We start from the raw sequence: 14,823 nt of genomic DNA, 5'->3' as shown, positions 1-14,823 counted from the left end.
GGGATTATTGTCAGAGGATGAGCTTAGCTCGCGGCTACAGATCGGGGTGAAGCCAAGGTGAGTAAGCATTTGCCTTGCAGTTAGGTATCGGTTTCTAAATTCTTGGGTAAATAGTTGTTATTTATACTGTTTCCCCTGTAAGGGATGAGTGAAAGACCGATCTAATTTAGTTATCAGTTTTTTCAATAGCTTAGTTCAATATTGACATTCAGAAGGAGTTTGAATCATGGTACAGGCTAGTTTTGGAGAGATTAACTTTAATACATGGGGGAATAACGGTTTCCAGTCACGACCCATTGATCCAAATCAGAATACTTATGTAATAACTCATGGATGGAATAATACAGGTGGTAACGCAAAGAATAATTTTACGCCTGCTGACTGGGTAGCAGAGAAAGCTCAAGTTATCCGAGAGCAAGATCCTAATGCTAATATTGTCGCGATGGACTGGGAAAGTGGTGCTAAGACTGATTACTCGAAAGCTGCTGCAAATACAAAAGAAGCAGGTCAAAAGCTCGGTGAGTATCTGAACAATATTGGTGTTAACCCTAAAAAACTCGAACTGATTGGTCATAGTTTAGGGGGTCATATCGTTGGTTCTGCTGGCGCTAAGTATCGAGAACTAACAGGTAATCTGATAAATCTTATCACCGCTTTAGATCCTGCTGGATCTGGTTTTAAGATCAGAGCTAGACAGATAGAAGGAGGAACTAATATGATTGAAGAACCAGTTCCTCCAAGCGATCGCCTAGACCCTACTGATGCTAAGCAAGTGAATGCGTTCCATACCAGTAAATTAGGATACCAAGATCCCATAGGAACAAGAGATTTCTATTTTAATAAAAATTTACCGACGCAACCAGGAGAAACCCCTCTTGTTGGTAGTCATGGCTCTTCTTACAAACAGGACACATTCTTCAGAAAGGGAGGGTCTTATACTCTAGCGGATGGGACGAGATTGGATTCAAATCGGTTGCGTTCTCCAGGAACAGGCAATATAGATGTTGATACTACCAACCCAAATTTCACAGGTTCAACCACTGGTACTTTTAGAGGCGGCAGCAATAAATTTAGTTTAGGTATACCTGAATTTGTGAGTTTTGTGCAGTTTGACGGAGCTCCCTTTACTACACCAACAAATATGCTTTTTAATCTTGGTAAACTTACTTATAAGAATGGAGTAAATGCCGAAAACTCACCCAGATTAATAGATACAACTCTTAACATTAATCTTTCGATAACCCAACCAGAAAATATCCCCCAGACGTTTAATTTTGCAATCAAAAATCAAGCAACAAATAACACAACTGGGGATGCAGTTCTGGATGCAGATCGCCTAACTTTTTCAGGTGCGGGTTTATCCCAAGAGAGGATTAAGGTTATAAATGTTGAATATACCCTCGATCTATATGGGTTTGCTTCAAATGGAGAACCTGTAGGACAGTTTGATTCACCGGAGAATAGCACAGCTACCGCTGATTTATTTGGTAAAATCGTACCAGTGAGTATTTTTACTCAGGATCAACAGACGCTTCGTCAATTTAGCAATGATATTAAAGAGGCTGTTAAGGGCTTTAGAAACACAATTGCTGATGCACAAAATGGAATTTTGAGAGATCTAGTTTACCCATTGGCAGGGGCTGTAGTAGATGTTCTAATAGGTGCTCCAAGAACAATAAGAAGTGCTAGCCAAGTTAATCCCCCAACAGATACGGGAACTACATTTCAGATTACTCAAGCAATAATGGCTGAAAATCCGGGGGGTGTGCTAGGTTCTGATAATAATGAAAAAATCTTAGGATCGCCCGTAACTGATGTAGTATTCGCAGCCAGAGGTGCTGATACTATCGAAGGGGCTATCGGCAATGATTACCTGCGAGGCGGAAAAGGAAGCGATCGCATTTTAGGCGATGATGGCAATGATATTCTCAACGGCAACGAAGGTGATGATTTCATCTCAGGAGGTGCTGGCAATGATTTAGTGCGGGGTGGACAAAACAATGATGAAATTTTTGGCAATGACGGAGACGATATTTTAATCGGTGAGAAGGGAACAGATCGGCTAACTGGTGGTAGCGGGACAGATGTTTTTATCTTAAGAACAGATACAGGTATAGAAGAAACCAATCCTGCTACTGCTGATTGGTTACTTGACTTCAATGCGAGTGAAGGCGATCTAATTGGCATCAATGGAGGCGTACCGATAGACATTCTCACTTTCACCCCTACTGAGGTGAATCAAGATGGCATTGCAGACACTATTATCCAATACACAGAAACGAATGAAATTTTTGGTGTCTATACAAACATCTTTGGTGTCGTCATCAACACGCAGCCAGACATTGTGAAAAATTCCTTGTTTACTATACCGCTGAATGACCCAATCACCCAGATAGGATGATGCTGTAGGAAAGTCGCCCAAGAGTTTCGTCATCGCAATATTAATGAGTGCGATCGCCCTTACGACAAAAAGTACGATCGCCCTTAACACAAAAAGTGCGATCGCCCTTAAAAACAATCCCCAATACCCACACTTCCCCACAACCACCTTCCTTAAATCCCAACCCTCTCATAGACCTTGAATCATGATTAAACTAAAATTCAAGATATTAGGAATACTAGCCCTAATCAGTGCAATTGGCATAGATTGTACCAGTCTAGTAAAACCAGCCACTGCACAAACCGCCGCATCTCTAGCCTACCATCTCAAACAAGCAGGCGCTAAGCTATATGGCGCTTCTTGGTGTCCTTACACTCGAAGACAGGCGCAATTGTTCGGAGATTCCTTCAGCCAAGTTCAATACATTGAATGCTACCCCAATGGTAGAAATGGTGAATTTAATTCGCAGTGCCAAAGAGCCAGAGTTTTTACCTATCCTACATGGGTAATTGGTGCTCGCACGAATGAGAGTATGATGTCTATTGAACAACTAGCCAACTTTTCTAACTACGGTACACCTTCAAACACCAACGACAAAGTAAAAATATGTGACTATAAAGCCGACCTGATTTTCTATGAAAGAAATCCTCAAATGTTGGGTCGGAAAATTTCTAGTTCTCAATCTAGTTTAGCTAATGAATGGTCAGGAATTAGAAGGAATATTCGCGGATGTCAGTAACGCACTAAAGCCCTAGAATAAGTATTGCAGGACTTATGCGCTCCGACAAAGAAACCGGGTTTTTACCGAATCTGTTGGCTTCGGCGAAGTATTTTCGCAAAAACCCGGTTTCTGGGCCCTATGCGTAAGTCATAATACGGATAAATCGCGTTTTTATCTATCCGCATCCATTCCGTTTATCTGCGCTTGCTAAAAAGAGCGATCGCCCTTCATCCATGATAGGATTAAGTCAAATTAGTCAAAGCTAACTCGCATAAATGACAGACGAAACTCGACGAGAAATAGCGAGACGACTAGCTAGAGAACTAGCATCAAGGACAATCATTTCACCTATAAGACCCGGACAAGGGTTTCAAACTTTTGGTGAATTCAAAAGAACGATGGGGGTGGCAGGATCGGGGTTAGCGTGGCATCATATAGTTGGGCAAACAACATCAAATTTACAGAGATTCGGGGCTCAAGCAATACACAATACAGGCAATCTCGTCCGACTCGAACACGGTACTGGGTCAATTCATCAGGAAATTACCAATTTCTACAACTCCCTCCAACCTGAACTCACAGGTACGATCACTCTAACCGTGAGAGGATGGCTCAGCACTCAATCTTTTGCAGAACAACAAGACTTTGGCATTAGAGTTATTATAGCTTTCGGAGGAACAGTTTAATGCTGACTCTAGATATCCAATCAATTCTAAATTCTATTCCCAATGAAATTAGCTGGCAAGACATCGTACAGTTTGAAAAACTAGACGATCGCGTTAGCATTGCTAATGACCTTTGTGCCAACATTATTGGTGTCAATGAAGGTACGATCGAATGGTGTCCTAATGAAGATTCTGCCGATCGTTTAGAGCAACTGGTTTGGTGGTGGGTTGTGCGTCCAGATTTAGGAGCGGCGATTGCCAAAGAATCTCCTCAAGAATTCAAAAATATTATCAGTCAATACATTTTGCAATCTTGACAAAAACCAGCGCTCGTCTGTGGTTCAAAAAAATGCGATCGCCCTTAACGACAAAAAGTGCGATCGCCCTTTCGACAAAAAGCCTTAGAATAAGTAATAGCTCCTCCACTTTGAGGGTTTTACCAGTGACAACCATCACCATTGAAGTTCCCGACGATCTCTCAGAGCAACTCGCACTCTTGGGCGAACAACTGCCAGAACTCTTGCGCCTGTGCGTCGAGCAACCAGTATTGCCCTCCCGCACCTACCGCTATATTTTAAACTTTCTTGCCAGCGCGCCCACAGCAGAAGAAATCGCAGCCTTCCGCCCCACTCCTGAGATGCAAGAACGCCTGCGGATATTGGTAACACGCAGCAAAGCCGGTGAACTGACTTCCCCAGAACAACTAGAACTAGATGAATACGAGCGGATTGAACATCTAGTAATCATGCTCAAAATGGGCAACCTACCTTATCTCACTCGCCAATCTTGATTTGTGACTTATATTTCTGCCACCCTTCGCCGATATATTGAAGAACGCGCTTCCTACCGCTGCGAGTATTGTCTGCTGGGAATTTCTTTGAGTTTCTTCCCTCACGAAATTGACCACATAATTGCAGTGAAGCACGGAGGTACAACTGATGCGGATAATCTCGCCTTGGCTTGCTGGCGGTGCAACCGATATAAAGGGACAGATCTCGGTTCTTTCGATCCCCAGACTAGCGCTTTTAGTTTCCTCTTCAACCCCCGGACGCAGAACTGGCCCGAACACTTTACATTGGATGATGATGCCCTGATTATTGGGTTAACTCCAGAAGGGCGCACAACTGTCAATTTGCTACAGCTTAACAGCGATGAGCGACTGGCCGAACGCAGGCGATTCCCTTCGGGATAGCTTCGCTTCACGCTCTCTAGTTCATAATAGGGCGATCGATACGCACTACGACTAAAGAAACCGGGTTTTTACCGAATCTGTTGGCTGCGGCGAAGTATTTTCGCAAAAACCCGGTTTCTGGGCCCTATGTGTTAGTTAGTAAATAAACTCGGCTCTACATGAAACAAACTACCCAGAATCAACGCCTGCTCTTTGCTGAAATATCCCTCACCGTTAACCAGTTGATATACTCCTTCTTCAGAGCCAATAATTCCCACTAAATCCGCAGGTTTTAGCGATCGCTGTTCCATCAAAAACAACAACAGTGAACGACGTGTAGCCGTTGCTCCCGGTGCGTAGTATTCTTGCTCAAATTTTTCAATCAATGCAATCAACAATTCATATAACTCATCTTCTTCAGGAGTGCGATCGCGACGGTGCATCAACTCTTCCACAACCACTAAAGCTTTTTCATTATCAGCTTCATTTCTAATTATTTTAGGCTGATATTGAGACAATAACTCTTTGTATTTATCGGAATTAAAAATAAGGGTCATTTTTCCATTTCTCCTTATCATATTCAGCATGAGTAAAAATGTATTTGATATAAATTAACTGGCTTTCATAATCGATACTAACTATCAATCGATAGTTGTTACCTTTGATGTTAAAAACCGTAAAACCTCCCACGGCTTCAGCTTTAGGGAAAACAAATTGCACTTCAACTAAATTTGACCATTTAGCTTTGTTAGCAATTTTAAACCAGTTATCCAGGGCTTCCAGACAATCAGCATGACTTTCGCTATATTCACGCATCTGCCGGTAGCTGATTATGTGCATATGTTATAGGCAATTTCAACTAAACTTTATCTTAGCTAAGCTGATTTTTTTTGTCAAGTATGCGCGAAATGAGGTAGCTTATTCCCATTGTTCCAGTTCCTCGAAAGGTAGCGGTTCAAAAAAAGCATCACCGAGTTTTCCCGTCAGTAAACCAGGGGTGCGCGGCTGTGGCTGTTCTCGTCCTAATCCGAGGCGAAAATAGTGAATCAAGTCATAGATTTCTGCGAGTTTGTCTTCGGGGATGTCTTGTAATTCTTGAACGATCTTCTCAATTAGCATAAATCAAACACTCCAATAGTTGCTGGTTAATCGATCGCACTACAAGAGTTGCGGTCTTGTCTATTATGGCTCATCGTATAATGACACAAGTTGGCTACGGGCTACGGCGATCGCCCTTTACGACAAAAAGTGCGATCGCCCGCCAATAAATCTGCCACAAATTCACCGAATCAAACTTCTCCAATTTCCGGTGCGATTTCTGCATCTACCTCTTCAAAATTCACCTTATTATAGATATCTGCCACAGAAATTTCAAAGGATACTGAAGCAAGCGCGATCGACTCATCCGATTCATTGTACTCAGCAAACGACCATCGCTTATTATCCGTCTTAGAAAAATGTTCGATATATTTCCGATTTTGATCCAGCAACAAATATTCCTCAACCGTGGGAATCGTGCGGTATCCCTCAAACTTTTTGCCGCGATCGTATCCTTTAGTTGACTCTGACAAAACCTCAATAATAACTCTGGGATTAGTAATCATATCCGTGCGGTTATTATAATATTCCGGCTTGCCACATACTACCATCACATCGGGATAGGTATAGATGCGCCTCTTGGGCATCCACAAGCGGACATCACTCATGAAAACTTCATAATCTTCAGTCTTGAAAGCAAAATTTAACGCCGCGTAGAAATTGCCAGCAATCCGATTGTGATTTGTAGAGCCACCGGCTATAGGAAATATTTCACCGTCAATATATTCGCTTTTGCACTCAGCAGCCTCCTCTAGTGCTAGATATTCCTCGGTCGAGTAGTATCGCTGTTCGGTAAGTTGCATAGTTCGATCGCAGAGCATTTGACTCAGACTTTTGTCTAGTGTAACATTTTTGGGCAAGCTTTTTAAGGTTGAGTTTGTGTAGCGGGTTTTTGAGATTGTTGGTAAACCCGTCCGCACCCAGCCGATCGCCTAATTTATCTGATATGCGATCGCCTTAAAAAAATATAGATTTCGATTATTTGTTGGGTGAGGGCGGGTTTATGATATTGTTGGTTTCTCATATAGATAGTTGGTGAAACGGCTGCATCCCATTTTTGCTTTCAGAGCGTGGACGGTTGCATCAGAATAATATATTTGGATGATATCAGTGCGAGCGTCTCGCTCGCGATTCATGTCGCGAGCGAGACGCTCGCACTCCTAAAAAACGCTTTTTACCAAATTGGGATGCTCCCGGTGAAACCCGCTCCTACGGTATCTTTTGGCAACACGATCGCTTATTTTCTAGTTACTAAAACCCAATCATCGGCTGTTTTGACAACCTCAGCATTCTTCAAACCTAGATGTTTTAAAACAGGTTTCTCTAACAAAAAATAAGGTGGCGGGAGAGTTTGCCATTTCTGTTGTAGCGTCGGGCTGTCGGCGACAATAACTTGTCTCTCGCTATAAAAATTCAGCGACGGACGAGGTAATTTATGAGATGTAAAGACTTGCTGGCCGGCTGGGGTTCCTTGGCGGACAATTTCGGCGATCGGCTTCACTGGATAATCCTCCGCGAGTTCCCAAACCCAGTTATCGGAAGCGACAAATACTAACAGCGTAACGTAAGTTCCCCAAATTAAAACTAACAGAAACTGTCGGTCTTTGCGGTGGAGCAATACGGCGGCTTGCGCCATTGTCAAAGCTACAAACATCAGCATTAACTGCAAATCGCCCTGGGGGGACACAATTTGTCCGCCCAGCCGTATCCAGCCACTGAAGTACGCGCAGCCGACGACACCAACTACGGCTATTACTACCAAAATTGCCGGATGAGGCAACAAAGATATAGCATTAAAATATTCTTCTGTTTCATCTTTTGCGGATTCTTCCGGGACTGACATTTGTTCCCAAACTTCAGCGAGATAGCTACCAACTGCCAAAGCAAAAGCTGGATAAACTGGCAAAACATACCAAGGTAATTTGGTATTCATCACAGAAATAGCCAGCAGATATACTCCCGTCCAAGCTAATACTAATTTTGCACCGGGAAAATTGCGATTTTCCCAACTCAAGCGCAGCCCTTGCAGCCAAAATAACTGCCACGGCCATGCTGATTCTAAAATTTCTAACAGATAATACCAGGGCGGGCCTTTGTGATTGCCTACGGGTTCCCAAATGCGCCGGAAAGATTGGTTAAATAAATTAGCGTTGATGAAATCTTGGCCGTAGTGCAGCCATTGGGCAAAATACCAAGCCGCTACTGGCAAAGTTCCGATCGCCAATCCGCCCCAAAGATACCCAGAAGTTAGCAGTCGCGGGGTATCCCAAACCAGGAAAACAAAGCCGATCGCGCACAGTAGCAGCCCCAACATCACGCCTTTAGTCAAGCAAATGAGTCCGAAGCCAATCCCCGCGCCCAAAGCGTAGCGCAAGTCGCGGCGCGATCGCAGCAAACACCACATCGATGCCAGCAAAAAACACAAAACTGCTCCGTCTAACATCGCCAAACGTCCGTGCCGCAGTACCGGAAGCAGCGTCAGATAAACGAGAGCCGAAAAAATGGCGATCGAGCGTCTGGGAAACAACTCCCTGCCAATGGCGTAAAGAAGTGGCACAGAAGAAGCTGTCAGCATTGCCGGTACCAACCTCGCCGTCAATTCGCTGACACCACCGACGCGAAAACACAGCCCGATCAGCCAGTGTACCAGCGGCGGCTTGTTTAAATAAGGCATAGAGCCGATCGTCGGATACAGCCAATTTAAATTACCGCGCCAAATTTCGCGGCTTACCTGGGCTGCAATCCCTTCATCCCAATCCCGCAACGCCACGCCGCCCAGATTCAGCGCGAAAATCAGCACCGCAGCCAACAGAAAAGCCAGCATCCACAGTTTGTCTGTCAAGCTGTCATTGAAGCGAGTTTTCGGTTTGCGGCTTAGGAATCGAAAGATTTCTGACATAACTTAAGAGAGTTTTTAGCGTCCCAAAGAGAAGGTAAACTTATACAGCAGTTATTTGCGATCGGGGAAATACCATGAACTTACCTGTAATCATAGATATTATAATTGGCTTAGTGTTTATCTACCTGACTTTAAGCTTGCTAGCTTCCGAAATTCAGGAACTGATTGCTACTGTTTTGCAGTGGCGGGCGGAACATTTAAAGAAGTCGATCGAAGTGCTGATTTCTGGAGGCAGCGAAGCCACCAAAGATCCGCTGCAATTGCAGCGAGTCGGACTGTTGGCAAATTCAATTTATGCCAATCCGATTATCAAGGATTTGAATCAAGGAGCGAAAGGTCTTCTATCACAGGGATTTCGTTCGTTTACCCACCGCATGGGAGATTTATACCGCCGAATGACTGGTACTAAGAATGTTTTTGGCAATAAATCAACAGGGCCGTCTTATATTCCAGCCGATAGTTTTGCTGCGAGTCTTTTGGATACTTTAAAAATTTCTCCTTTGGTGGAATCGCTGTCTAAAAGCAGACTGGAAAGATTTAAAGATTTACAGTTGGCACAAATTCAAGTGATTGGAGAGGGTCTGAATCTGCCGGAGTCTACTAAACCAATTATTGAGCAAGAATTTGGCTGGCTGACTGCGGAGTTCAATCGAGTTGTTGAAGATTATAAAAACGATTTGGGAAGTTTGAACAACAGTTTGGATCGAATGTCGGAAAAATTGGGATTTTATATTAATGATTCTCAGGTTTATCTGCCGGAAACCGAGCAGGGAGGAAGAGAATTTCAGAGACAGATGGCTTTTATTAAGGCGAGTTTTGATAGCGAGTTTGAGCGGGCAGCGTTGCGGGCGCAACTGCAACCGAGTTTGAGCAATTTGTTAAATACGGTGAGGAAAGTTAGGAAAAGTCAGGATACGGTAGCACAAATTATGGATGAGAAAGAGGAGAGTCCGATTTACAAACAAATTCAAGAAACCTTGGACAGTATGCCAGAATCTTTGAAACGCAGTCTTTATATTTTGGCGCAGCGCGCTGAAACAGGCGGTGGAGATACTCAAGAGCAGTTGCAGCGGTTTCAGAAAGAAATTGAAGGTTGGTTCGATCGATCGATGGAGCGTGCTTCGGGGGTTTACAAGCGGAATTCTAGAGGGGTGGCGATTTTGCTCGGAACTACGATCGCCCTGGCTGCTAACGCTGATAGCATTAATATTGTTAATCGGTTGTCGAAGGATTCGATGTTGCGATCGACTGTTAATTTGTACGCTAAGCAGTTGGTTGAAAAAAATGCTAACACAAAATTGGATAATTTAACCAATCTCACAAAAGTTCAAAATCAGGTCGATCGAGCTTTGGATAATGTAGCTCTACCTTTTGGCTGGAGCGAACCGAACAGGTTAGAACTAGACGCCCAGGGGAATGTATTGTTGCCGGCTTTGATGGCAAAATTGTTTGGTTGGATGTTGAGTGGCGTAGCGATTTCTATGGGAGCTGGTTTTTGGTTCGAGGCGCTCAACAAGATTATTAACATCCGGAATGCTGGGAAGAAACCGCCCTCTACTACAGACTCGTGAACGGTGGTGTTGTCGGGCCGGAGGCAACTTTGACATTAAATATAAGGTACTTCATAAGGTACGTAGTTGCGCTTGGGCGCTCTTATATATTGAAAGAGCGCTGAAGCGCAACTACGTAATTAAGGTATGTAGTTGCGCTTGGGCGCTCTTATATATTGAAAGAGCGCTGAAGCGCAACTACGTACCTAACTTGCGAGCGAGCATTTGAGGTTTGAGATGTTAGATGGGGTCGATCGATCGGAATCGGGGGGTTTGGAGGACTCTTTGTTGAAGCGGTCACCTACAGGATACTCGATTAGATCGGTAATTACTGACCGATCGCCAATTGGGGAAAATACAGAAAATATAAATTCCGTGCGATCGCGGATGGCAGCACCAGAGAAATAGGCGAAACTGATAGATGAGTGCAATAGCCGCGAGCCAAACCAACCTAGTTCCTGCCTGTTTCCAACGCTCTGACTCCAAGGGTACATCTACCAGCCAACACCCTTTTGGAGGAAGGAATATGTTCACTTCTTTGACGGAAACCAATCCCGCCTCGGAATACCAAAATCCCGGATCCAGAAGTTTTGCATTTAATGACTCCAGCATCATTGACGGCGGATATTTTGTCTCTGGGATTTTCGCGACGCTTGCAGTAATTTTAGTCAAGTCTATGTCTGACGGGATCCAGCAAGTTATCTCGGCACTTCAAAAATATGCCTCTATCCTGATTAGAGAGATTGACAAAGTTTGCACAATTTTTGGCGGCAGTTCAGATTGCCTCGAACCAGATGACAGCCAATTGCTAAAATGGCACAGTTCCCTGAGTGACAAAAACGGACTGGGTTCGTGTTATGCCGATCGAGATAGCGACACACTCAGCAACGGCCGCGCGCGCGATCGGTTGTTTGCTAAGGAGAGTAATGTAATTGAGGCTGTGGAGCGTAAAACACGGTGATTGGCCACAATGGAATTGTCATTAACCGCCTGACGGGGCGCGAGGATGCGATCTGACTGAATCTGCGATCGATCGTATCAACTCCCGTTGAATAATTCTCATAGCCTTTGTAGTGTAGTGACGGCCCAACTCCGCAAAGTTCCTGTGCCCGCGCGCAAACAACTTAAGTGCGATCGATTAATCGGCACTTAATGTCAGACTGTTTTGATGCTTAGTAAATGCCACCAAACCTACTTGGTATCAGTATTCTGGTGTCTCAAAAATCTAGCCAGCCACGCAGCCTATCTCATACAATTTTAGATTTTCAAAGTGGGGATGACTGAGGTCGCTCTTCAGTTGACAGTTGACAGTTGACAGTTGACAGTTGACAGCTTGCCCGAAAAGCCGGTCGTTGGGTTGAGGGCGACCTCTACCGGGAAGTCCGAGGATTGGAGTAATGAATAGTCTTCTTTTAATTACTCCCGGGACTCCGGCTTTCAACCAATTCTTTCTGGTAATTTCGATCGCGCCTAAAGTTGCATTCTTTGTTTTAATTGGCTGAATTATTCAAAATGTATTATATAATTCATTTTAAAATTTGACCTAATACAGGTATGGACACGACTAAACCGTGTCTATCTACGCAAATTATCTGAGTAAAATCAACAATAGTAAATCTAATTTAGAGGGGTTACTCAGTAAGTAATTACCGTTGCACCCATTTTTTAATGCCTATAATTATCGGTATTTGCAGCCAATAATGCTGAAAAAGTCCGGCTTCAAAAAAGCTGAATTTTTTTGAATATGCGCCACATATTTGTTAGATATTTCAACAATCCTCACCAAAAAATTGAGTAACTACAAGCGGAAGTAAGTACAATCCGGAAAATAAAACATTTAAATAATTGATTAGTAAATGTTGCACTATTTTCAAAATAGGTGTTAATATGAATTCAAATAAGACTGATAAGAACACTCCTGGGCTGTATCTACCAATAACGCCCTTAATGGAGTATCACAAATGAGTTCTACATTCGCTCAAACCAACTCACAATCTTCTTTGGAAAAATTGCACCCACGTTCCTTAGTATTCATTGATTCCGGGGTGGAAGATTACGAGTCAATTGCAGCGGGAGTGCTACCTGGGCAGCAGGTAGTAATCCTCGATAGCACCAAAAATGGCATCCAACAAATTACGTCTGAAATTGAAAACTACGCCTCTACCAACGGGGCGATCGACTCGGTACACATTATTTCTCACGGCAGTTCTGGCAGCCTGCAACTCGGTAATACCGCTCTGGGTTCAGATAACATCGATCAATACAAAAGCCAGTTGGAAAAGTGGCAGACTTCACTAGCTCCAGAAGCCGACATCATGCTGTACGGCTGCGATGTAGCAGCAGGTACAGGCGCTAATTTCGTTGACAAGTTAAGCCAATTAACGGGGGCTGACGTTGCCGCATCCACCAACATTACTGGTAAAGACGGCGACTGGAATTTAGAATTTTCTAAGGGTCAAATTGAATCGGACTTAGCCTTGAACTCCGATGTGATGGCAAATTACCAAGGTGATTTAGCTACTATCGTCGTCACGAGTAATAGCGATAGCGGAGCAGGTTCCTTGAGAGCTGCGATCGCCTCCGCTGTTGCCGGGGACACAATTACCTTCGCTCCTGGTCTAGCTGGTCAAACCATCGCCCTTACCAGCGGTCAAATCGATATTCCCGTTGGCAAAAACCTCACCATTGACGGCGCCGGTGCAGCGGGTTTAACCATCAGCGGTAACAACTCATCCCGTGCCTTTTTTGTCAATGCAAACGTTGTGACTGCGACGAATTTTGCGGTCAAAAATCTCACTCTTGCCAACGGTAAAACGACTGGGACAGGTGGGGCGATCGGCACAACGGACGAAGTAAGGCTCACAGTAGACAACGTTCAGTTTAATAACAACGTTGCCGATAAAGGTGGTGGGGCAATTTTCGGCAATTTCAACAATACCCTGACAGTATCGAACAGTAAATTCAACGGCAACATCGCGACGGGGGGTAATGACGAACGCGGTGCAGGTGCGATCGGCTTTTTGAGCTCCAAAGCTTTTACTGTCACCAACAGCGACTTCACCAACAACAAGGGAATTAACGGTGGGGCAATTAACAGCCTTCAGGGCAAGTTAACAATTGACAATTCGCGATTCATCGGCAACGACACCAGCGCAGCCTCTTACGCAACAGGTCAAGGTAATCCTGGTTTAAGGGGTAACGGTGGCGCTATTTACACAGACAGAGCCAGCGGTCTAAATGAAGCTTCCGGCACAATCAAGATTACCAATAGCGTATTTCAGAACAATCAAGGTCGAGGTGAAGGAGGTGCAGCTTATCTGTTCACGGGCAGCCAAGACAATGTAATTTTGGAAAACACCACCTTCCAAAATAACGAAGTTATGGCGCTAACAGGCAGTCCCGGCGGTGGAAATCCTGGAAACGGTGGTGCGGTAACGGTTTTGAGCGACAGCACCAACCAGGGATTGACTATTACCAACACTAGCTTTGCTGGCAACAAAGCCAACAATCAAGGTGGTGGCCTGTGGATGCGAAATGCCCCTGCTACGATTACTAACAGCACGTTTTCTGGCAACTCCACCGCGTTTGCTGCTGGTGATTTCAACAAACTGGGCGGTGCCATGACTCTTGGTGCACGCACAACTATTGTCAACACGACGATCGCCGATAATAGCGCCGGTTGGGTTGGTGGAGGTATCTTCGCCGATGCCAATAATGTCACCCTCAAAAACACGGTTCTTTCCAACAATACAGCGGCTAACGGAGGAAACCCTTGGGGAATTCAGCAACACGTCACCGCCCAATATAGCGATCAAGGAGGGAATTTTCAGTGGCCGCCCAAAAACCCCAATGACGGCAGCGATGTCAATGCTACGGCAAGTGTGACCCTCGCAGATCCCAAACTCGGCCCCCTGCAAAACATCAACGGCGCTTTCGTAAGGCCTCTGCTATTAGGAAGTCCAGCAATTGATAAAGGGGTTGCAAGTGGCGCACCGGCTTTGGATCAACGCGGCGTGACTCGCCCTCAAGATGGCGATACTATTCCAGGGGCGATCGTTGACAGCGGCTCTTTTGAATACACCAATGGAGTCGTGCCAACTCCAACTCCCACACCAACTCCGGCGCCGACACCAACACCCGCGCCAACTCCAACTCCCACACCAACTCCGGCGCCGACACCAACGCCCGCGCCAACTCCCACTCCCACACCAACTCCGGCGCCGACACCAACACCCGCGCCGACTCCCACTCCCACACCAACTCCGGCGCCGACACCAACACCCGCGCCGACTCCCACTCCCACACCAACTCCGGCGCCAACTCCGACACCCGCGCCGAC

At 44.9% G+C, this 14,823-nt stretch carries 16 protein-coding genes; 10 read left to right on the top strand and 6 right to left on the bottom strand.

What is annotated here, in order from left to right:
- Positions 1–226 precede the first annotated feature (226 nt).
- Positions 227–2,401 carry a choice-of-anchor K domain-containing protein gene (locus tag JGK36_RS18790; protein ID WP_293196914.1) on the top strand — a complete coding sequence of 725 codons (2,175 nt, stop codon included), beginning with the start codon at positions 227–229 and terminating at the stop codon, positions 2,399–2,401.
- A 40-nt stretch (positions 2,402–2,441) separates the two neighbouring features.
- Here the strand turns inward: JGK36_RS18790 and JGK36_RS18785 are convergent, their stop codons facing one another.
- Positions 2,442–2,573, bottom strand: a complete 132-nt coding sequence (locus JGK36_RS18785) for a hypothetical protein (protein ID WP_293196913.1) — start codon at positions 2,571–2,573, stop codon at positions 2,442–2,444.
- Positions 2,574–2,585: 12 nt separating this feature from the next.
- Here JGK36_RS18785 and JGK36_RS18780 point away from each other — a divergent pair, with 12 nt between their 5' ends.
- The 5 genes from JGK36_RS18780 (at position 2,586) to JGK36_RS18760 (ending at position 4,958) form a co-directional block, all read left to right on the top strand.
- Positions 2,586–3,119, top strand: coding sequence for a hypothetical protein (locus tag JGK36_RS18780; RefSeq protein ID WP_293196912.1), 534 nt, complete (start codon positions 2,586–2,588; stop codon positions 3,117–3,119).
- A gap of 257 nt (positions 3,120–3,376) precedes the next feature.
- On the top strand, positions 3,377–3,787 hold the full coding sequence (locus JGK36_RS18775) for a hypothetical protein (protein ID WP_293196911.1): 411 nt from the start codon (positions 3,377–3,379) through the stop codon (positions 3,785–3,787).
- Positions 3,787–4,083, top strand: a complete 297-nt coding sequence (locus JGK36_RS18770) for a hypothetical protein (RefSeq protein ID WP_293196910.1) — start codon at positions 3,787–3,789, stop codon at positions 4,081–4,083. Before JGK36_RS18775 ends, JGK36_RS18770 begins: the two co-directional genes overlap by 1 nt.
- On the top strand, positions 4,080–4,556 hold the full coding sequence (locus tag JGK36_RS18765) for a hypothetical protein (protein ID WP_293179076.1): 477 nt from the start codon (positions 4,080–4,082) through the stop codon (positions 4,554–4,556). Before JGK36_RS18770 ends, JGK36_RS18765 begins: the two co-directional genes overlap by 4 nt.
- Before the next feature lie 3 nt (positions 4,557–4,559).
- Positions 4,560–4,958, top strand: a complete 399-nt coding sequence (locus tag JGK36_RS18760; RefSeq protein WP_293179079.1) for an HNH endonuclease signature motif containing protein — start codon at positions 4,560–4,562, stop codon at positions 4,956–4,958.
- Between the two features lie 131 nt (positions 4,959–5,089).
- Here the strand turns inward: JGK36_RS18760 and JGK36_RS18755 are convergent, their stop codons facing one another.
- The 5 genes from JGK36_RS18755 to JGK36_RS18735 all read right to left on the bottom strand — a co-directional run bounded on the left by JGK36_RS18755 (position 5,090) and on the right by JGK36_RS18735 (position 8,934).
- The gene (locus JGK36_RS18755) at positions 5,090–5,494 is read right to left on the bottom strand and encodes a transcriptional regulator (RefSeq protein ID WP_293196909.1); all 405 of its coding nucleotides are present in this window, start codon (positions 5,492–5,494) and stop codon (positions 5,090–5,092) included.
- The gene (locus tag JGK36_RS18750) at positions 5,478–5,777 is read right to left on the bottom strand and encodes a type II toxin-antitoxin system HigB family toxin (RefSeq protein ID WP_293201043.1); all 300 of its coding nucleotides are present in this window, start codon (positions 5,775–5,777) and stop codon (positions 5,478–5,480) included. The genes JGK36_RS18755 and JGK36_RS18750 overlap by 17 nt, the downstream gene beginning before the upstream one ends.
- Before the next feature lie 78 nt (positions 5,778–5,855).
- Entirely contained in the window at positions 5,856–6,056 is a 201-nt protein-coding gene (locus JGK36_RS18745; protein ID WP_106148181.1) for a hypothetical protein, read from the bottom strand.
- Positions 6,057–6,226: 170 nt separating this feature from the next.
- Complete coding sequence (locus JGK36_RS18740) at positions 6,227–6,838, bottom strand: Uma2 family endonuclease (protein WP_293179094.1); 612 nt, start codon at positions 6,836–6,838, stop codon at positions 6,227–6,229.
- A gap of 434 nt (positions 6,839–7,272) precedes the next feature.
- Positions 7,273–8,934 carry a glycosyltransferase family 39 protein gene (locus JGK36_RS18735; protein ID WP_293179097.1) on the bottom strand — a complete coding sequence of 554 codons (1,662 nt, stop codon included), beginning with the start codon at positions 8,932–8,934 and terminating at the stop codon, positions 7,273–7,275.
- Positions 8,935–9,008: 74 nt separating this feature from the next.
- Between JGK36_RS18735 and JGK36_RS18730 the strand changes: the two genes are divergently transcribed.
- The 4 genes from JGK36_RS18730 to JGK36_RS18715 all read left to right on the top strand — a co-directional run.
- The gene (locus tag JGK36_RS18730; RefSeq protein WP_293179099.1) at positions 9,009–10,505 is read left to right on the top strand and encodes a hypothetical protein; all 1,497 of its coding nucleotides are present in this window, start codon (positions 9,009–9,011) and stop codon (positions 10,503–10,505) included.
- 216 nt (positions 10,506–10,721) lie between these two features.
- The gene (locus tag JGK36_RS18725) at positions 10,722–10,892 is read left to right on the top strand and encodes a hypothetical protein (RefSeq protein ID WP_293179102.1); all 171 of its coding nucleotides are present in this window, start codon (positions 10,722–10,724) and stop codon (positions 10,890–10,892) included.
- A gap of 13 nt (positions 10,893–10,905) precedes the next feature.
- Positions 10,906–11,445, top strand: a complete 540-nt coding sequence (locus JGK36_RS18720; RefSeq protein ID WP_293190475.1) for a hypothetical protein — start codon at positions 10,906–10,908, stop codon at positions 11,443–11,445.
- A gap of 1,000 nt (positions 11,446–12,445) precedes the next feature.
- Positions 12,446–14,823, top strand: a 2,378-nt coding sequence (locus tag JGK36_RS18715; protein WP_293201041.1) for a DUF4347 domain-containing protein, incomplete at its 3' end; no start/stop codon positions are given.

This window comes from Microcoleus sp. PH2017_35_SFW_U_B, assembly GCF_020737865.1.
Taxonomy (GTDB): domain Bacteria; phylum Cyanobacteriota; class Cyanobacteriia; order Cyanobacteriales; family Microcoleaceae; genus Microcoleus.
This window is presented reverse-complemented; position numbering and strand designations above follow the sequence as displayed.